The following is an 18,501-nucleotide window of genomic DNA, read 5'->3' on the forward strand; positions in this document are numbered from 1 at the left end:
CCGGTTAACGAAGTGGTCCGGTACCGCGATGGTCAGTCGAGAACAGTTGCTGTTGTCGAGGTGCAAGACGCCGCGTGGGACCGGCCGAGCGGCGATGCTCGGAAAACCGGACGCGGTCATCTGGGAGGCCGCACGACACTGGGCAGCCGAACATGTCGGGTGCTGCGTGCGCGCAAGACGGACCACTGTGGTGGGGGTCAGCCGAGCGCGCGGTGTTACTCCCGGGTTCGCCGGGTCTTATGACGATAGTGTGAATTCGCTGTTATCGACATACGTCGTTGCCCCCGGGTGGGAAATGCCACGCTTACGTTGACGGGCCAGGGGGTAGTCCCATATGTCGGGCTGTGGCTCCCGAATGACGTTGCGGGACCCCGCTGACCTGCGGAAACGTCCGTCGCAAGTGGTCCGGGGCACGTGCTTGGACGCCGTGCCGGGGTGGGAAGCTGGGGGCATGGCGGACTCGTCCGATGACTGATCGTTATCTCTCCGTGGCTCGATCCGGGGTCCACGAGATCGAGATCAAGCGCTCCCGGTTCCTCTGCGCGCTCGCCCCGGTGACGTCGGAGGAGGCGGCGCGCGAGTTCATCGCGGGCCGCCGGCGGGCCGATCCGGGAGCGCGGCACCACTGCCACGCCTTCGTTCTGGGTCCCGACGGCCGCACCCAGCGCTCGAGCGACGACGGCGAGCCGGCCGGCACCGCGGGCACGCCGATGCTCGAAGTCCTGCGCCGCCGCGAGGTGACCGATGTGGTCGCGGTGGTGACCCGGTACTTCGGCGGGGTGCTGCTGGGCGCGGGTGGACTGATCCGCGCGTACGGACAGTCCGTTTCGGAGGCACTGGAAGTTGTTGGTGTACTAGAACACCGGCGTCTCGCGTTGGTGGAAGTGGCGGTGAGCTACGACCGCGCGGGCCGGCTCGAGAACGACTTGCGGGCGTCGCCGTACTTGGTCCACGCGACCCGGTTCGAGGAGCTGGCGCGGTTCGAGGTCGGGCTGGCGCCGGGGGAGGCGCCGGCGTTCGAGAGCTGGCTGGCGGACCTGACGAACGGCGAAGCGGCGACGACGGCGCTCGGCGACCACTGGGTGACCGGGCGCAGCTGAAGCCCCGGGCTGGAGGTCAGGGCCCGGGCAAAGTCGGGCAGCACGGCCGATCCGGACATCCGCGATGTCATGAAAGGGTCGTTCATCTCACCAGACGACATGAACGACCCTTTCATGACGTCCCGCGGTGCCGGGTGGTCCACCGGCCCTGACTGGTCCGGTCCGCGGATCGCTTGCTGCGCAACGAACTTTCGGTGCTTCCGCCGGAGGGTCCCGTCGTGGCACCATGTCCTGCCACCGAGTTCCGGTACCACTTCGATCCCCTCGACGTTGTCAGCGCGGCACCCGCCGACCTGACAACGTTGTCACGACGCCCGACAACGTTGTCGCCCGGCGGAAAGCGTGCGACAAGGAGAGGAAGGGTTCCCATGTCCGGACCACTCTCGAAGCTGCGCAGACGGTTGCGCGGGGCTCTGCTCGTGGCCGCGCTCGTCGGCGCGGGACTTGCCGCGACACCGGCCGACGGCGCGACGTTGGCCCTTACGCAGTACGTGAATCCCTTCATCGGCACCGACAACAGCAACTCGCCCAACCCGGTTCCCGGCGGGGCCGGCGGCAGCACCTACCCCGGCGCCGTGGTGCCGTTCGGGATGGTGCAGTTCAGCCCGGACACCCCGACCGCGTCGCCGTCCGGGTACCGCTACAGCGACACCAGCATCGAAGAGTTCAGCCTGACCCACTTCAACGGCGCCGGCTGCCCCAACAACGAAGACCTCGGCCTGCTGCCGATCACCGGCGCCATCGGCACCTCGCCGGGCACCGGCTGGACCGGCTACGCGGGGCGCTACACCAAGGCGAACGAATCGACCGCGCCCGGCTACTACAAGAACAAGCTCGACAACTACAACACGACCGTCGAACTGTCCGCGACCAAGCGGTCCGGCTCGATGAAGCTGACCTACCCGAACACGACGTCCGCGCGGCTGCTCGTCAACACCGGCCGCAGCGCCACCGGCAACCGCAGCGGGTCCATCTCCATCAGTGGCAGCCAGCTCACCGGCGCGGTGACCGGCGGCGGTTTCTGCGGTTCTTCCAAGACCTACCAGATCTACTACGTGATCCAGTTCGACCGCGCGCCCAGCGGGTTCGGCACCTGGCTCGGCGGCACGGTGAGCGCCGGGTCCGCGAGCACCAGCGGGACGAACTCCGGCGGCTACGTCACCTTCGACACCTCCAGCAACACCACCGTGCAGGCGAAGGTCGGCATTTCGTTCGTCAGCCTGGCCAACGCGCAGGCGAACCTCGCCGCCGAGAACCCCGGCTTCGACTTCGCCGGGATCCGGAGTGCCGCCGACACGAGCTGGAACGACATTCTCAACCGCGTGCAGGTGACCGGCGGCGCGGCCGCGGACCTGCAGAAGTTCTACACAGCGCTGTACCACGTGTTCCAGAACCCCAACATCGCCAGCGACACCAACGGCCAGTACCGCGGGTTTGACCAGGCGATCCACACGGCGTCCCACACCGTCTACCAGAACTACTCGGGCTGGGACATCTACCGGTCGTGGGCCGCGCTGATCGGGCTGCTCGCCCCGAACGAGGCGAGCGACATCGCGAAGTCCATGGTGCTGGACGGCCAGCAGGGCGGCCTGCTGCCGAAGTGGTCGCACAACAACAACGAGCACTTCGTGATGACCGGTGACCCCGGCCCGATCATCGTCGGCAGCATGTACGCCTTCGGGGTCCGCGGCTTCGACACCGCGGCGGCGTTGACGTTGATGGACAAGAGCTCCAACGGCGGAACCGCGCAGGGCCAGGCGATTCGCGGCCGGGAAAGCGGTTACCTCAGCCGGCACTACATCTACGAAGACCCGTCCGACTCGCTCGAGTACTCGGCGTCGGACTTCGCCATCGCGCAGTTCGCGAAGTCCGTCGGGGACACCACGAAGTACACCACGTACATGCAGCGCGCCCAGTGGTGGCAGAACGTGTTCGGCCCCGACTCGGGCTACGTCCAGCCGCGCGGCAGCGACGGGAACTGGGCGTGGCCGGTCGTGCCGTCGAGCGACAGCGGGTACACCGAGGGCAACCCGTCGCAGTACACCTGGATGGTGCCCTACAACTACCAGGGCGTGATCAACCTGATGGGCGGGCGCAAGACCGCCGTCCAGCGGCTGGACCACCACTTCACCCAGCTCAACGGCGGCCTCACCCAGCCGTACTTCTACATCGGCAACGAGCCCGAGCACGGCGTGCCGTGGGCGTACAACTACGCGGCCTACCCGCAGGGCGCCAGCTCGGCGGTGCGGCGCGTGATGAACGAGTCGTTCACGACCGGCGCGGGCGGCCTCCCCGGCAACGACGACCTCGGCGCGACGTCGGCGTGGTACGTCTTCGCCGCGCTGGGCATGTACCCGGCGACGCCGGGCGCGGACGTCCTGGCGCTGCACGGCCCGCTGTTCCCGGCGGTCTCGATCGCGCGCCCGAGCGGGACGATCCAGATCACCGGCTCCGGCGCGGGCCAGGGCGCGCAGTACGTGCAGAGCCTGAGCGTCAACGGGACCGCGACGACCAAGTCGTGGATCCGCTACGGCGACATCGCGGGCGCGTCGAGCCTGAACTACACGATGGGCTCGTCGCCGAGCGGCTGGGGCACGGGCACCGCGGACGTCCCGCCGTCCTACAACGACGGGTTCACGCCGCCGCCGGCCGCGCCGGAACTGGGCACGAACCTAGCCCAGGGCAAGGCGGCGACGGGCTCGGCCACCTGCAACTCGGCCGAGACCGCGGACAAGGCGGTCGACGGCAGCCTGGCGAACAACAGCAAGTTCTGTTCCACGGCCGCGACGAAGTTCCTCCAGGTCGACCTCGGGTCGGCGCAGAACGTGTCGTCGTTCGTGGTCAAGCACGCGGGCCTGGGCGGGGAGACGACCGGCTGGAACACCGGCGCGTTCACGATCCAGACGTCGACCGACGGCAGCACGTGGACGACGGTCGCGTCCGTGTCCGGTTCGCGGGCCAGCCGCACGTACCACCCGATCACGACGCGGTCGGCCCGGTACGTGAAGCTGAACCTGACCACGCCGGCCAACAACGGCAACGGCGCGGCCCGGATCTACGAGTTCGAGGTCTACCGCTGACCCGCCGGTCGTGAGTGTTCGGGCGGGGCCGCCCGGACACTCACGACCGCGCGGCCCGGCGGCGCGTCAAAGGCCTTGAACGACTCATTCGGGTCTTGGGAGGTCAGGGCCCCGGCGACGTCGCGCATCTCACTCATGACATCGCGGACGGGCGGATCGGCCGTGCTGCCCGACTTTGCCGGGGCCCTGTCACCGGACGACGTGAATGACATTCAAGACCCCTCACGACCACGCGACCACTCTTCGCGGGTGATGGCGTACTCGACTTCGCCGTGTTCGCTGCCCGGCGCCCGCTCGTGCTCGGGGAACTCCTCGAAGTACGTGCGGACGAACGTCATCCCCAGTTTCTCCATCACGCGCCGCGATCGCTGGTTCACCGTCATGGTGAACGCCGTCACGCGGGTGACCCCCAGTTCGGTGAAGCCCTTCGCCAGCAGCGCCGCCGAGCCTTCAGTGCCGTAGCCCCGGCCCCACGCCCTGCGGTGCAGCCGGTAGCCCAGCTCCGGCTCGTCCGGCGGGTCGTGCGGGCGCGGGCGGAAGTGGAACCACCCCAGGAAATCGCCGGTGCGCTTCTCGATCGCCGCCCAGAACCCGTAACCGGGGAAACGCTCGTAGTAACCGAGGAACGCGGGGAGATCCTTTTCGACGATCTCCGTGCGGTCGGCCGGCAGGCCCCCATTGAGGTACTTCATCACGTCCGCGTCGTCGTAGAGCTCGAAGAGCGCGTCCGCGTCGTTCTCGGTGAACCGGCGGAAGATCAGCCGCTCGGTTTCGAGGAATACGTGCATCGGGTGATGCTGGCAGTGACCCCGGTGCGTGGCAACGCAATTACGCCGCGACGGCGAGGACCTCGCCGAGCGCCGACGCCCCGGCCTCGGTCAGCAGCGCGGGCACGAGGTCGCCGCACTTGCCGGGGTGGGCGGGCGCGATCAGGCCGAGCCGCGCGAGGCGGTGCGCGGTGGACTGGTCGCAGCAGCTCAGGCCGTCGATGAAGAGGTCGGGCTCGCAGCTGCAGCTGATCTCGGCGTGGCCCCCGGCCACGGCTCTCAACGTGGCCCGCTCACGATGGTTCAAGTCGGTGATCATGGCGGCGCCTCCTTCCCGTCGTGCCCATTAGACGCCTCACCACCGACAGTTTCCGCCTCTCAGCGTGCGAACCCGGGTATTTCAGGGGTTCACGTAGGGGTGGCGTGTCGCGCTTTCCCGGGTGATCCCCGGATACCCCTAAGGCAGTGGTTCAAGCGTCGTCTTGCGCAGGTGGCGGAAAACGATCGACGTGCGGAAGCCGACGATCTCCCGGCGCAGTGCCAGCCGGTCGGTGAGGAAAGCGTGCAGCGCGTCGATGTCGGGTGTCGTGACTTCGATCAGGAAATCGTCACTCCCCGCGGTCACGTACACCGAAAGCACTTCCGGCAGTTCGGCGATCGACCGCTGGAAGGAGTCGATGACCGCCCGGCTCAGCGGCCGCACCTGCGCCGTGACGAGCGCCCGGACGCCGCGGTTGAGGCTCGGCAGGTCGATGTCGGCGTGGTAGCCGCGGATGACACCGCGCTCCCGCAGCAGCCGGATGCGCTCGAGGCACGTCGACGGCGCGATGCCGACCTTGCGGGCGATGTCCCGGTTGGTCTGCCGCGCGTCTTCCTGCAGGTGCCGCACGATCGCCGAATCAAGTTCGTCGAGCACCGTGGCCTCCTCGTCGTGACCGAATTTCGTTCGGCAACGCATCCGTGTCGTTGACGATCAGCCTAACTTTCACGGCCATGACCGCACATGAGCACCTCGTCGTCCGGCGTGGCCGTCGTTCCGGCATCACCACGATGGTCGCGATCCACTCGACCGCGCTCGGCCCCGCCGTCGGCGGCTGCCGCTTCAAGCCCTACGCCACGCTCGAAGAAGCCGTCGGCGACGTCCTGCGCCTCTCAGCCGCCATGACGGCGAAGTGCGCCGTCGCCGGGCTCGCGTTCGGCGGCGGCAAGAGCGTCATCGCGCCGGAGCCCGGGCGGGTGCTCTCGCCCGAGGAGCGCCGCGCGGTCCTGCTCGACCACGCCGACCTGATCGCGGAGTTCGGTGGCGCGTACCGGGCCGGCCCGGACGTCGGCACCGGGCCGGCCGACATGCTGGTGCTCCGGGAGGCCTCGCCGTACGCGTTCTGCACGCCCGAGTCCGCGGGCGGAACCGGGTCCTCCAGCGGCCCGACCGCCGTCGGCGTGCTCGCCGCGCTCCGGGCGGCCGGACCGGCGGACCTGACCGGGCGCCGGGTGGTGATCAGCGGCTACGGCTCGGTGGGCGCGCACCTCGCGGCGAGCCTGCACGCGGCGGGCGCCGAAGTCGTCGTCTCCGACATCGACCCCGCCAAGCGCGCCGAAGCCGAGCGGAGCGGCCTGACCTGGACCGAGCCGGAGAAAGCGCTCACCCTGACCGCCGACGTCGTCGTCCCGGCCGCGGTCGGCGGCGTGCTGAGCCCCGAGACGGTGGCCCGGCTCGACACCCCGCTCGTCGTCGGGCCCGCCAACAACCAGCTCACCGACGACGCCGTCGCCGACGACCTGGCCGCCCGCGGCGTCCGCTGGATCCCCGACTACGTGGCGAGCGCCGGAGGGATCCTCTACACGCTCTCGCGCGAAGCGGAGGGCCTGGACCACGAGGCCGCGCTCGCCCGCGTCGAGACGATCGAGCAGACCGTCACCGACCTCCTGAACGCCGCGGAGGCCAACGCGACCACCCCGCTGCACGAGGCGGCCGCGCTGGCCGCGCGCCGGCTCACTTCTGGTGCGGCGCCACGTACTCCTTCGCTTCGGGAGCCTCGAACAACGGCTTGACGTACTTGACGCCGCCCTCGGCCGAGGCGTCCGGGGTGGCCGCGTACACCTGGCGGGTCGCCGGCGTCCCCGGCTTGGAGAAGTCGAGCGCCGCGACCAGGTTGTCCGTGTTCGCCGACGTCGTCTGCTTCAGCGCCGCGGAGATGCCGTCGCGGGTGAGGTCCTTGTTCTCGCAGGCCTTCTTCAGGACCGCGCCCCACACTTCGCCGACCGCGTAGCCGTAGGGGACACCGCCGTTCGGGGTTTCCTTGTACGCGGCCTTGTACTTCGCCGCGACGTCCTTGGCCTTCGGCAGGTCGGCCGAGAACGGCACGCTGCTGGCGACGACCGTGAGCTTGTCCAGCGCGCCCGCGGCCGGGCTCTTCAGCAGCGCCGGGTCGAACGTCGGGTTGTTGCCCAGCACCGGCACGTTCAGCCCGAGCGCCTTGTTCGTCGCGACCGCGGACCCGGTCTGCGCGGGCGTGGTGGTCAGCACGATCGCCTTCACCCCGGCGCCCTTGAGGCCGGTGACGACGTTGGTCAGGTCGCTGTCGGTCGAGGTGATCTTCACTTCCTTGACCGTCAGGGAGTGCTTCTTGGCGTAGAACTGCGAGCCGCGCAGGCCGTTCTTGCCGTACTCGCCGTCGATGTAGACGTGCCCGATGGTGTCGCCGTCCTTGATCAGGCCCTGCTCCTGCAGGTACGACAGGCCGTCGATGATCTCCAGGTCGTAGGTGGTGCCGACGATCATCACGTACGGGTTGTCGAGCAGCTCGGACGACCAGGACGCGGGCGCGGCGACGGCCTTGTCGGTGGCCAGGTTCTGCTTCAGCGCGGCGACCACCGGCGAGCCGAGCAGCTGCACGAACCCGAGCACCTTGGGCTCGACCTGCGGGTACAGCGTCTTCGCGGTGTCGGCCTTGTAGCCGTGGTCGACCTCTTCGAGCTTGACCTGCCGCCCGCAGACCCCGCCGGCGGCGTTGAAGTCCTTGGCCCACAGCTCGTTGCCCTGGGTGACGCCGAGGCCGAGGTTCTTGAACACCCCGGACTTGTCGGTCATCACGCCGAGCGTCACCTCGGTCGCCGTCACCCCCTTGCCGGTCTTGACGCCGGAGCTGTCCGAACCGGACGAACCGGAGTCGCCGGCCTTCGTGCTGCACGCCGAAAGGACGAGGACGGCCGCCAGCGCCGCCGCCAGGTGTGTGCGTTTCATGGTTTTTCCTCCGGGGGTTGACGGCGCCGCGTGAGCCGGCGGCCGATCGCGGCGAGCCCGCCGGGCTCGAAGAGCACGACGAGGACGATCGCGGCGCCGTAGACGAACGAGCTGACGAGGACGGGGGTCAGCGCGCCGTCGCCGGTGCCGGAGAACCAGCCGAGGTCGGCGGAGTACAGGGCGAGGACCTGCGGCAGGCCGTTGACGATCAGCGCGCCGACGAGCGCGCCGGACACCGAGCCGAGCCCGCCGATGATGACCATCGCCAGGTAGGCGATGGACACGTTGATGCCGTAGGTGCCGAACTCGCTTTCGTCCGGCTTGAGGATGTCGAACCACAGCACGGTCATCGCGCCGGCCAGGCCGCCGTACGCCGACGACACCGCGAACGCTCCCGCCTTCGCGCGCATGACGCTGACGCCCATCACCGCGGCCGCGGCTTCGTTGTCGCGCACCGCCCGCCACGACCGCCCGACCCGGCCGCGCACGGCGCCGCGGGCGATCACGAACGCGAGCACGGTCAGCAGCAGGAACAGGTACCACGTGCGTTCGGCCTGCCGGATCGGGACGCCGAGCAGGGAGATCTCCGGGCCGTCGTTGCTGAAGGGGAAGCCGAACAGCGAGAACGGCGCCGGCGTGCGCCCGGTCGACGTCCCGCCGGTGTACTCCTCGGCCGACTGTCCGAAATAGAGGCCGAGGAACACCAGGGCGAGCGAGGCGACCCCGAGGTAGATCCCGCGCAGCCGGCCGGCGACCGGGGCGAAGGCCAGGCCCAGCAAGGCCGCGACGGCGACCGCGCCCAGCAGCGAGAGGCCCGGGTCGAGGCCGAACCCGATCACGCGGTCGTCGTCGGTCGGTCCGGACAGGACGGTGTAGGCCGTGCCGCCGGCGAGCAGGAAGAACGCGTGCGCCAGGGAAAGCTGCCCGGCCTGCCCGACCACCAGCGTCAGCCCGATCGCGCCGACCCCGCCGATCATCATGTACTGCCCGGCCTTCAGCCAGGCCGCGTCGAGGTAGAGCGGCAGGGCGAGCAGCACCACCAGCAGGGCGAGCCAGGCCGCCGTGCGCACGAGCTTGGCCGGGCTCCGCCGGGGGCGCGGCGGCGCGGCGGGCGTCGGGGGAGCGTCCACTTCGGACACGGCGCTGTCAGACACGCGTCCGCTCCCTCGTGCCGAACAGCCCCGAGGGCCGCACCACCAGGACGACCAGCATCACCAGGAAGACCGCGCTCTTGGAGAAGTCGAACGAGACGTACTGCGCGGACAGCGCTTCCACGATCCCGACGACCAGGCCGCCGACCACCGCGCCCGCCGTCGAGTCGAGGCCGCCGAGGATCGCCGCGGGGAACGCGGCCAGCGCGATCGAATGCGTCCCGCGCGACAGCCCCGCGCCGGAGAAGTCCTGCGTGGCGATGAACAGCACGGCCACGCCGGCCAGCAGCCCGGCGACCAGCCACGCGGTCGCCGTCACGCGGGAGCTGCGGATGCCCATCAGCGCGGCCGCTTCCCGGTTCTCCGCCTGTGCCCGCATGGCCACGCCCCAGTTCGAGTACTTGAAGGCCAGCCAGAACGCCGTGATCAGCACCGCGGCCACGCCCAGCGCGACCAGGTGGGTGCGGAAGAGGGTGATGCCGCCGAGCTGGAACGGCTTCGCGTCCCAGGCGTCGCCGAGGAAGGGCAGCGTGACGCCGAGCCGGCGCACGATCTCCTCGGTGACGATCACGTCGACGCCGATGGTGAGCAGCGCCAGGCTGTTCGCGTCGGCGTGCCGGGACCGCGACAGCAGCAGCCGCTCCACGACCAGGGCGAGCAGCCCGGCCGACACGATGCCCACCAGGGACGCGCCGACCCAGCCGAGCGCGTCCCGCGTCACCACGACGAGGTAGCCGCCGAAGAGCACGAGCGAGCCGTGCGCGAAGTTGACCACTTCGGTGGCCTTGAAGATGATCACGAACCCCAGCGCCAGCAACGCGAACACCGCGCCCTTGCCGAGGCCGTTCACCACGAGCTGCAGGAATGTGTTCACGCCGCCTCCGTGCCCAGGTAGGCCTTGATGACGTCCGGGTCGGACTGGACTTCCGCGGGGGTGCCGTCGGCGATGCGGCGGCCGAAGTCGAGCACGGTGACCCGGTCGGCGATGCCCATCACCAGTCCCATGTCGTGCTCGACGAGCAGGATAGAGATGCCCAGCTCGGCGCGGATCCCGCTGATCGTGCCGGCCAGCTCCGCGGTCTCGGCCGCGTTCATCCCGGCCGCGGGCTCGTCGAGCAGGAGCAGCACCGGTTCGACGGCGAGCGCGCGGGCGAGGTCGACGCGCTTGACGACGCCGTAGGGCAGCGCGCCGACCGGGGTGTCCACGACCGGGCCGAGGCCGAGGAACGCGCAGATCTCCCGGGCCCTGGCCGAGTGCCGCCGTTCGGCGCGGACCGTCCACGGCAGCCGCAGCCCGGTCTCGAGGAACCCGCCGCGGGTGAGCGCGTGCCTGCCGAGCATGACGTTGTCCAGCACGGTCGAACCGGCCGACAGCGCGGCGTTCTGGAACGACCGGCCGACGCCGAGGCGCGCGAGCTTGTGCGGCGCGAGCCCGGTGAGACCGGTGTCGCCGAGCCGCACGCGGCCGGCGTTCGCCCGGTACAGGCCGCTGATCACGTTGAAGCAGCTGGACTTCCCGGCGCCGTTCGGCCCGATCAGCGCATGCAGCGAACCGGGGGCGACGGTGAAGCTCACTTCGTCGAGTGCCCGGATCCCGCCGAAGCGCAGGGAGACGTCCTCGACACGCAGTTCCGGCGGCTTCATCCGGCCCACCTCGACAGGGTCCGGCCGGCGAGCTGCTCGCGCGCGCGTTCGGCCTCGGCGTCGGCGGTCTCCTGCGACTCGGCGTGCCCGCCGAGGTAGAGCCGCTGGACGTCCTGGCTGGCGGCCAGTTCGGCCGCGGTCCCGGCCAGCGCCACCCGGCCGACCTCCAGCACCACGGCGTGGTCGGCGACGCCGAGCGCCATCACGGCGTTCTGCTCCACCAGCACCACCGCGGTGCCCTGCTCGTGGATCTCCCGGATGGTCCGGCCGATCTGCTCGACGATCTTGGGGGCCAGCCCGAGCGAGGGTTCGTCGAGCAGGAGCAGCTTGGGCGCGGACATGAGCGCGCGGCCGATCGCGAGCATCTGCTGCTCGCCGCCGGACAGCAGCCCGGCGCGCTGCTTGGCGCGTTCCTTCAGCACGGGGAACAGCTCGTCGACGCGCTCGCGCGCGGCGATCCGTTCGGCGGCGGTCCGGGCGCCGATCCCGCCGGCGCGCAGGTTCTCCTCGACGGTCATCCGGGCGAAGACCTGCCGCCCCTCGGGGACGCCGACGACGCCGAGCCGGACGATCCGGGCGGGGTCGAGCTTGCCCAGCGCGTGCCCGTCGTAGCGGATTTCGCCGGCGTCGATCGAGCCCCGGTGCATGCGGAGGGTGCCCGAGACGGCTCTGAGCAGAGTGGACTTCCCGGCGCCGTTGCTGCCGAGCACGGCCAGCACGCCGTCGGCGGAAACGTCGAGGTCGATGCCGTGCAGGGCGGGCGTGGACCGGCCGTACCGGACCCGCAGGCCACGCACGGTCAGCACGGGCTCACTCCAGGACGCAAGAGGCCTCCTCCACTCGTGTGACGTGAGTCACGATCAGTGGCGGTCATCCTGCGTTCACCGGTGGCCTTCGGACACCCCCACCTGGAGACCCCTCTGGCTACGAAACGGACACGGCGATGTCATGAAAGGGTCGTTCACCTCGCCAGACGACATGAACGACCCTTTCACGACATCCCCGCCCAGGGCTCCGGCAAAGTCGCCGGGGGCCGACCGCTCGGTCTGAACCGACCGGTGCCGGCCGCGGCAAGTGGTGCCGGGCGGCCCTGTGGTGTCTTGAATGAGTCATTCAGGACCTCCGAAGACCTGAATGAGTCATTCAAGACGTCGGCGAAGCCGTCGCCGGGCAAGCCGCCGCGACTTTGCCGGGACCCAGACATCCTCGCGGCGCACGGGGGGCGTTCACGGATTTCCGGCGGCGGACTCCCGGAGCGCCGCGAACACCTCCGGGGAAGTCGTGCACTCGCCGAGGCGGACCGGCTTGCGGTCGCCGTGGAAGTCGCTGGACCCGGTCGCGAGCAGCCCGAGTGAAGCGGCCACGTCACGCAGCCGCTCCCGAACCTCCGGCGGCTGCTCGGGGTGGTCCACCTCGATCCCGGCGAGCCCGGCCGAAGCCAGCGCGGCCAGCTGCGCGTCCGAGACCGAAGCGCGCCGCTTGACCGAGCGCGGGTGGGCCAGCACCGCCGCCCCGCCGGCCGCGCGGACCAGGCCGATCGCGTCCGCTGTGGCCAGGACGTGCTTCGGGACGTCGGCGCGGCCGCCGTCGGCGATCCAGTCGGCGGTGAAGGCGTCGGTGATGCCCACGGCGGCCAGCGCGGCGGCGATGTGCGGCCGCCCGAGCGGCGCGCCCGCAGCGATCTCGCGCACCTGCGCCAGGGTGATCGGCGCGCCCAGCTCGCGGCAGCGCTCGACCATCCGCACGCCACGCCGGTCCCGGTCGGTGCGGATCAGCTCCAGCTCGGCCGCCAGCGCCGCGTGCCCGGGGTCGGCGAACAGGCCCAGCAGGTGCACCTCGGCGTCGTCGAGGCGGCACGAGATCTCGACGCCGGGGACGAGTTCGACGTCCGAAGCGGCCGAAGCCGCGGCCAAGCCCGCGAAGGTGTCGTGGTCGGTGAGGGCCAGCACCGTCAGGCCGGCTTCGGCGGCCAGCCGGGGCAGCTCCGACGGCGGTGTCGTCCCGTCGGAGGCCGTGCTGTGCGCGTGCAGGTCGATCGTCACCCGAGCGACGATCTCACAGCAGCCCGGCCTCGCTGGCCTTGCCGATCGCCTCGACCCGGTTGCGCGCGCCGAGCTTGTGCAGCGCCGACTGCAGGTACGTCTTCACGGTGTTGCGCGCCAGCCCCGTCGACTCCGCGATCTCCGGGTTCGTCTGCCCCTGCGCGGCCAGCCGCAGCACCTCGTACTCCCGGCGGGTCAGGCCGCTGCGGGCCAGCGCGTCCGACCGCTGGCCTTCGTCGGGCAGGATCCGCGGGTCGACGACGCGCTCGCCGCGCAGGACCCGCCGCAGCGCCGCCACCAGGTCGGTGCCGGCGACGTCCTTGAGCAGGCAGCCGTGCGCGCCCGAGTCCAGTGCGGCCAGCACGCCCTGGTGGTCGCCGTGCGCGGTGAACACCACGATCCGGGCCGGCGGGTGCACGTGCCGCAGCTCGGCGATCACCTCCGGCGCGAGCATGTCCGGCAGCCGCAGGTCGAGCAGGATGAGGTCGGGCCGCAGCTGCGCGACGCGCTGGATCGCCGCCCGCCCGGACTCCGCCGACCCGGCCACCTGCAGGCACGGGTCCGAGCGCAGCAGCAGCGTGACGCCGTCGCGGACCACCGGGTGGTCGTCGACGACGAACACGGTCGCGGGCGTCACGGCCGCACCAGCGGCACCCACGCGCGCAGCGTGCAGCCGTCGTCTTCGTCGCGGACCAGGCTGACCCGGCCGCCCAGCCGCGCGGCGCGCTCGGCCAGCGTCCGCAGGCCCACGCCGGCGCCGGGCACGGTCGCCGCGCCGGTGCCGTCGTCGGCGACGACCACCTGCACGCCGTCGTCGCCCGCCACCAGGCTGACGATCACCGACGACGCCCGGGCGTGCTTCTCGACGTTGAGCAGTCCTTCGCGGACGGCGGACACCAGCAGCGCCGTCCGTTCGGCGTCCAGCGGCGGCACCGCCGCGAGCTGCACGAACCGCGCCGGGACGCCGCAGCGCGCCTGGAACGAGCGGCAGTGCTCGGCCAGCTCGACCGGCAGCGCCCGCTCCGGGCTGGACTCCGACAGCGCGAGCAGCGACTCCCGCAACGCCCCGGCGGCCGCCGAGACGTCCCCTTCCAGCCGGTGCAGCCGCGCTTCGAGCCCCGGGTTGCCGTGCAGGTCCGCGGTCAGGTCGCGCACCTGGACGCCGATGGAGAACAGCAGCGCGCCGACCGAGTCGTGCAGCGCGCTCTGCATCCGCAGACGCTCGCCCGCCACCGCGGCCGTCCGGTCGGTCTCGGCGACCTTGGCCAGGTGCAGCGCCGTCCCGGCGTCGAGCGCGACCTCCTCCAGCCGCCGGACGGCGTCGTCGCCGAAGTCGGCGGGCTCCCGCATGGCCGCGTAGGCGATGGCGACGGTCTCGCCGCGCGCGACGATCGGGACGGCGAGCATCGCGGCCAGGCCCTCACCGCGCACCTGGGCGTCGAACTGGTGGGTGATCGCCGGCGAGCTGACGTAGTCGCTCACCCTGACGGGGCGGCCCAGCGCCAGCACCCGGCCGCCGATGCCCTGGCCGACCGGCACCTCGAGGTCCTGGAGGGCGTCGGTCCGGGTGCCGGACATCCAGCGGATCACGGCCAGCTCGGGCCGGTCGAGCTCGGCGACGAAGCCGGCCTTCGCCCCGACCGCCGCCCGGATCAGGCGCGCGGTCCCGTGCAGCGCGGCGACGCGGTCGAGCGTGCCGAGCAGCTTTTCGCGCTCGCGCAGCAGCTCGCCCAGCACCGCGCTGTACTCGGCGACGTGCTCCTTTGCCGTCACGCGCCCACGATCGCACACGGACTGTGGTTTCGGACATACCCGGCTGGAGAGGTACGAGGGCGCCCGGTCGACTTGAATGGGGGTGTGGAGATCCTCACCGACGCCGCCACGCTCGCGCTCTACACCACCGACGCGTCCAACTACCGCCACGTGCCCCGCGGCGTGGTGCTGCCGCGGACCGCCGCCGACGTCGTCGCCGCGGTCGCCGAGGCCCGCGTCCGCGACCTGCCGGTGATCGCGCGCGGCGGCGGTACGAGCGTCGCCGGGAACGCGTGCGGGCCCGGGCTGGTGATCGACGCGTCCCGCCACCTCGGCGGGGTGCTCTCGCTGGACCCGGAGACCCGGCTCGCGCGGGTGCTGCCCGGCACGGTGCTCGACGACCTGCAGGCGGTCGCGGCCCCGCACGGGCTGCGGTTCGGGCCGGACCCGTCGACGCACAGCCGCTGCACGCTCGGCGGCATGATCGGCAACAACGCGTGCGGGTCGCACTCGGTGGCGTGGGGGCGCACGGTCGACGTCGTCCGCTCGCTGGAGGTGCTGCTCTACGACGGCACGCGGCTGCGCGTCGGCCCGGACGAGCCCACCGAGGGCCGGATCTTCGACGAGCTGCGCGCGCTGGTGCGCGACAACCTCGCGTTGCTGCGCAAGGAACTCTCGACGTGGCCGCGCCGCGTGTCCGGTTACGGGCTCGAACACCTGTTGCCGGAGAACGGCTTCGACGTCGCCAAGGCGCTCGTCGGGAGCGAGGGCACGTGCGTGACGATCCTGGAGGCGACCGTCTCGCTGGCCCGGCTCCCGGACCGGAAAGTGCTGGCGGTACTGGGTTTCCCGTCCGACGTCGCGGCGGCGGACGCGGTGCCGGCGATCCTGCCCTGGTCGCCGCTGACCGTCGAAGGCGTGGACGCCGAACTGGTCGCGATGCTGCCGGGCCGGGCGGGCGACCTGCCGCCGGGTGGCGCGTGGCTGTTCGTCGAGCTGGCCGGGGACGAGCCGGCCGAGCGGGCCCGCGCCTTGGCGGCGTCCCTCGATCTGACGGGCTTCGCGATCGTCGACGACCCGGCCGCGCAACGCGGGCTGTGGCGCATCCGCGAGGAGGGCGCCGGGCTCGCGACGCGGCTCGCCGACGGCTCGGAGGCGTGGCCCGGCTGGGAGGACGCCGCCGTCCCGCCCGAGCGGCTCGGCGCGTACCTGCGCGAGTTCAAGGAGCTCATGCGCGCGCACGGGCGCCGCAGCGTCGTCTACGGCCACTACGGCGAAGGCTGCCTGCACCTGCGGCTGGACTTCGACCTGCTGTCGGCGTCCGGCGTCGCGGATTTCCGGCGGTTCCTGGAGGAGGCGGCGGACCTCGTCGCGGCGCACGGCGGTTCGCTGTCCGGCGAGCACGGCGACGGCCAGGCGCGGTCCGAGCTGCTGTCCCGGATGTACAGCCCGGAGATGCTGGACGTCTTCGCGCGGTTCAAGGCGATCTTCGACCCGGCCGGGCGGATGAACCCCGGCATCCTGGTGGCGCCGCGGGCGGTCGACGCGGACCTGCGCGTCCGGGCCACTTCACCGTCCTTTGAGGACACAGTGTTCCTCGGCTACCCCGAAGACCGGGGGAGCTTCGGGCAGGCGATGCGGCGCTGCGTCGGCGTCGGGAAGTGCCGCAACACCAGTGGTGGTGGCGTGATGTGCCCGAGCTACCGGGCCACCCGCGAGGAGCAGCACTCGACGCGCGGGCGCGCGCACCTGCTGGCCGAGATGATCAACGGCGAAGTGATCAAGGACGGCTGGCGGTCGGCCGAAGTGCACGACGCGCTGGACTTGTGCCTGTCCTGCAAGGGATGCCTGTCGGACTGCCCGGTCGACGTCGACATGGCGACGTACAAGTCCGAGTTCCTGCACCAGCACTACCGGCGGCGGCTGCGCCCGGCGTCGCACTATTCGATGGGCTGGCTGCCGCTGTGGCTGCGGCTCAGCGCCCGGGCACCGCGGCTGGCCAACGCCGTCGGGCGGTCCAGCTTGGCGGGCCTGGTGAAACGGCTCGGCGGGATCGCACCGGAACGCGCCCTGCCCACGTTCGCCGCCTCGCCGTTCACCCGCAGTCGCGCGGATCTGCGGCGCCGGGCTTCGGGCGAGCGCCGGGTGGTGCTGTGGCCGGACTCGTTCAACAACTACCTGACGCCGTCGGTGCTCGACGCCGCGTACGAGGTGCTCACCGCGGCAGGCTACGACGTCGTGCTCCCGGACCGCGGGGTCTGTTGTGGACTGACGTGGGTGTCGACCGGCCAGCTCGGCGTGGCACGGCGCGTCCTGGACCGGACGCTGAGCGTGCTCGCGCCGTACCTGGAGGACGGCTACGAGGTGGCCGGACTGGAACCGAGCTGCACGGCGCTGTTCCGCGGCGACCTGCCCGCGCTCATGCCGGGTGACGCGCGCGCCTCCTTGCTGGCGTCCCGCACGTTCACCTTCGCCGAGTTGCTGGAGCGAGCCCCGATCCCGTTCGCGGCGCTGGACGTCGACGCGATCACGCAGGTGCACTGCCACCAGCACGCGGTCCTCGGCTTCGGCGCGGACGAGTCGGCGCTCGCGGCGGCGGGCGTCCGGAACCAGACGCTGGACGCGGGCTGCTGCGGCCTGGCGGGCAACTTCGGCTTCGAGCGCGGCCACTACGACGTCTCGAAGGCGGTGGCGGAGGACCGGATGCTCCCGGCGATCCGCGCGGCGTCGGAGGAGACGGTGGTGGTGTCGGACGGCTTCAGCTGCCGGACGCAGATCGAGCAGGAGTCCGGCCGCCGTCCGGTGCACCTCGCGGAACTACTGCGCCGCGCGTTGCCCTGAGCCCCACCAAGCCGTCGCCAGCGCCTCCAGCGTCGGCTCCGGTGGTTCGGGCATTTCCCCGAAGTACCAAGGGAAGTTGCTGTAGACGTGCAGCAGCGCGTACGCCAGGCAACGGCGTTCGTCGATCGCCTGCCCGTAGCCGTCGAGGAACCGGCGCAGGAGGTCGCGGTCGCCGCTGCTCACGAACAGGCCCACCGCCACGAAGTCGTACTCCGCCGCGCCGCGCATCGCGGGTTCGAAGTCGAACAGGCCCGTGACGCGGCCGCCGTCGATCATCACGTGGTCGCGCATGAACTCGGTGTGCAGCGGCACGACCGGCGGCGTCCCGAGGTCGACGTGGTCGAGGAAACCGGGGATCTGCGTCACCCACGTTTCGTCCAGTTCGGTCCGCCGGTGGTGCTCGACGACCTTCGCCCGCTGCCGCGCGACGAATCCGGCCCAGTCGTGGGGGCCCAGGGCGGCCAGCCGCGGGTCGTCGACCGCGTGCAGCGTGGCCAGCAGCTCGCCCAGCTCGGGCATCAGGTGCCGCTTGTCCGCTGTGGACAGGGTGGGCCAGGCTTCCTTGAGCGTCCGGCCGGGCAGGCGTTCCATCAGCAGCCAGCCCCAGCCGTCGCGTTCGCCCGCGTCCTTGAGCGCCGGGGCCGGGAGCGTGCCGGACAGGACTTCGAGCATCGTGCGTTCGGTGGTGATTTCGTCGCGGTACAGCGGCGGGTACAGCTTGAGGACCAGGTCGTCGCCGACGGCGTACACCGGCAGCGAACCCTCGGTGAACGGCACGACGTCGGCGCGGCCCAGCAGGCCGGTGACCGCGGGCAGCAGCCCGGCGCGGGTGAGCGCGCCGAACTCGGCTTCGGTCGCCGCGGGCGGGAAGGGCACCATG

16 protein-coding genes are annotated in these 18,501 nt (G+C 71.5%); 4 read left to right on the top strand and 12 right to left on the bottom strand.

Features of this window, described 5'->3' with window-relative positions; translation table 11 throughout:
* The first annotated feature begins 467 nt into the window (after positions 1 to 467).
* Positions 468 to 1,100, top strand: a complete 633-nt coding sequence (locus tag EIY87_RS31855; RefSeq protein ID WP_125313481.1) for a YigZ family protein — start codon at positions 468 to 470, stop codon at positions 1,098 to 1,100.
* Positions 1,101 to 1,468: 368 nt separating this feature from the next.
* Complete coding sequence (locus tag EIY87_RS31860; protein WP_125313482.1) at positions 1,469 to 4,180, top strand: GH92 family glycosyl hydrolase; 2,712 nt, start codon at positions 1,469 to 1,471, stop codon at positions 4,178 to 4,180.
* Between the two features lie 212 nt (positions 4,181 to 4,392).
* On the opposite strand, the gene EIY87_RS31865 is transcribed toward EIY87_RS31860, so the two are convergent.
* From EIY87_RS31865 to EIY87_RS31875, 3 genes are all read right to left on the bottom strand, one after another.
* Positions 4,393 to 4,968: a GNAT family N-acetyltransferase gene (locus EIY87_RS31865; RefSeq protein ID WP_125313483.1), complete on the bottom strand. Its 576-nt coding sequence runs from the start codon at positions 4,966 to 4,968 to the stop codon at positions 4,393 to 4,395.
* 40 nt (positions 4,969 to 5,008) lie between these two features.
* Positions 5,009 to 5,266, bottom strand: coding sequence for a hypothetical protein (locus EIY87_RS31870; RefSeq protein WP_191984323.1), 258 nt, complete (start codon positions 5,264 to 5,266; stop codon positions 5,009 to 5,011).
* Positions 5,267 to 5,404: 138 nt separating this feature from the next.
* Positions 5,405 to 5,863, bottom strand: a complete 459-nt coding sequence (locus tag EIY87_RS31875; RefSeq protein ID WP_225440144.1) for an Lrp/AsnC family transcriptional regulator — start codon at positions 5,861 to 5,863, stop codon at positions 5,405 to 5,407.
* Between the two features lie 77 nt (positions 5,864 to 5,940).
* Here EIY87_RS31875 and EIY87_RS31880 point away from each other — a divergent pair, with 77 nt between their 5' ends.
* On the top strand, positions 5,941 to 6,999 hold the full coding sequence (locus tag EIY87_RS31880) for a Glu/Leu/Phe/Val dehydrogenase dimerization domain-containing protein (RefSeq protein WP_125313485.1): 1,059 nt from the start codon (positions 5,941 to 5,943) through the stop codon (positions 6,997 to 6,999).
* Here EIY87_RS31880 and EIY87_RS31885 read toward each other — a convergent pair.
* The 8 genes from EIY87_RS31885 to EIY87_RS31920 form a co-directional block, all read right to left on the bottom strand.
* Positions 6,941 to 8,191 carry an ABC transporter substrate-binding protein gene (locus EIY87_RS31885; protein WP_125313486.1) on the bottom strand — a complete coding sequence of 417 codons (1,251 nt, stop codon included), beginning with the start codon at positions 8,189 to 8,191 and terminating at the stop codon, positions 6,941 to 6,943. The genes EIY87_RS31880 and EIY87_RS31885 overlap by 59 nt on opposite strands.
* On the bottom strand, positions 8,188 to 9,330 hold the full coding sequence (locus EIY87_RS31890; RefSeq protein WP_125313654.1) for a branched-chain amino acid ABC transporter permease: 1,143 nt from the start codon (positions 9,328 to 9,330) through the stop codon (positions 8,188 to 8,190). The genes EIY87_RS31885 and EIY87_RS31890 overlap by 4 nt, the downstream gene beginning before the upstream one ends.
* A 7-nt stretch (positions 9,331 to 9,337) precedes the next feature.
* The gene (locus tag EIY87_RS31895; protein ID WP_125313487.1) at positions 9,338 to 10,216 is read right to left on the bottom strand and encodes a branched-chain amino acid ABC transporter permease; all 879 of its coding nucleotides are present in this window, start codon (positions 10,214 to 10,216) and stop codon (positions 9,338 to 9,340) included.
* Entirely contained in the window at positions 10,213 to 10,986 is a 774-nt protein-coding gene (locus EIY87_RS31900) for an ABC transporter ATP-binding protein (RefSeq protein ID WP_125313488.1), read from the bottom strand. The genes EIY87_RS31895 and EIY87_RS31900 overlap by 4 nt, the downstream gene beginning before the upstream one ends.
* The gene (locus EIY87_RS31905) at positions 10,983 to 11,792 is read right to left on the bottom strand and encodes an ABC transporter ATP-binding protein (RefSeq protein ID WP_125313489.1); all 810 of its coding nucleotides are present in this window, start codon (positions 11,790 to 11,792) and stop codon (positions 10,983 to 10,985) included. The genes EIY87_RS31900 and EIY87_RS31905 overlap by 4 nt, the downstream gene beginning before the upstream one ends.
* Before the next feature lie 420 nt (positions 11,793 to 12,212).
* Positions 12,213 to 13,028 (bottom strand): PHP domain-containing protein, encoded by an 816-nt coding sequence (locus EIY87_RS31910; RefSeq protein ID WP_125313490.1) that lies wholly within the window; start codon positions 13,026 to 13,028, stop codon positions 12,213 to 12,215.
* Positions 13,029 to 13,041: 13 nt separating this feature from the next.
* Positions 13,042 to 13,665 (bottom strand): response regulator, encoded by a 624-nt coding sequence (locus EIY87_RS31915; RefSeq protein WP_125313655.1) that lies wholly within the window; start codon positions 13,663 to 13,665, stop codon positions 13,042 to 13,044.
* A complete protein-coding gene (locus tag EIY87_RS31920) occupies positions 13,662 to 14,801 on the bottom strand; it encodes a GAF domain-containing sensor histidine kinase (protein ID WP_125313491.1) in 1,140 nt (379 codons plus the stop codon). Before EIY87_RS31920 ends, EIY87_RS31915 begins: the two co-directional genes overlap by 4 nt.
* A gap of 84 nt (positions 14,802 to 14,885) precedes the next feature.
* On the opposite strand from EIY87_RS31920, the gene EIY87_RS31925 reads away from it, so the two are divergent.
* The gene (locus EIY87_RS31925; RefSeq protein WP_125313492.1) at positions 14,886 to 17,621 is read left to right on the top strand and encodes an FAD-binding and (Fe-S)-binding domain-containing protein; all 2,736 of its coding nucleotides are present in this window, start codon (positions 14,886 to 14,888) and stop codon (positions 17,619 to 17,621) included.
* On the opposite strand, the gene EIY87_RS31930 is transcribed toward EIY87_RS31925, so the two are convergent.
* Positions 17,598 to 18,500 carry a phosphotransferase family protein gene (locus EIY87_RS31930; RefSeq protein WP_125313493.1) on the bottom strand — a complete coding sequence of 301 codons (903 nt, stop codon included), beginning with the start codon at positions 18,498 to 18,500 and terminating at the stop codon, positions 17,598 to 17,600. The genes EIY87_RS31925 and EIY87_RS31930 overlap by 24 nt on opposite strands.
* Position 18,501: the final 1 nt, after the last annotated feature.

It is taken from the genome of Amycolatopsis eburnea, from assembly GCF_003937945.1.
In the GTDB taxonomy this organism is placed as follows: domain Bacteria; phylum Actinomycetota; class Actinomycetes; order Mycobacteriales; family Pseudonocardiaceae; genus Amycolatopsis; species Amycolatopsis eburnea.

What these genes read in the sequence shown, in the direction of transcription:
- EIY87_RS31930 (WP_125313493.1), bottom strand. Translation starts at nt 18,500, where the DNA reads ATGGTGCCCTTCCCGCCCGCGGCGACCGAAGCCGAGTTCGGCGCGCTC.
- EIY87_RS31860 (WP_125313482.1), top strand. Translation starts at nt 1,469, where the DNA reads ATGTCCGGACCACTCTCGAAGCTGCGCAGACGGTTGCGCGGGGCTCTG.
- EIY87_RS31870 (WP_191984323.1), bottom strand. Translation starts at nt 5,266, where the DNA reads ATGATCACCGACTTGAACCATCGTGAGCGGGCCACGTTGAGAGCCGTG.
- EIY87_RS31865 (WP_125313483.1), bottom strand. Translation starts at nt 4,968, where the DNA reads ATGCACGTATTCCTCGAAACCGAGCGGCTGATCTTCCGCCGGTTCACC.
- EIY87_RS31855 (WP_125313481.1), top strand. Translation starts at nt 468, where the DNA reads ATGACTGATCGTTATCTCTCCGTGGCTCGATCCGGGGTCCACGAGATC.
- EIY87_RS31880 (WP_125313485.1), top strand. Translation starts at nt 5,941, where the DNA reads ATGACCGCACATGAGCACCTCGTCGTCCGGCGTGGCCGTCGTTCCGGC.
- EIY87_RS31885 (WP_125313486.1), bottom strand. Translation starts at nt 8,191, where the DNA reads ATGAAACGCACACACCTGGCGGCGGCGCTGGCGGCCGTCCTCGTCCTT.
- EIY87_RS31900 (WP_125313488.1), bottom strand. Translation starts at nt 10,986, where the DNA reads ATGAAGCCGCCGGAACTGCGTGTCGAGGACGTCTCCCTGCGCTTCGGC.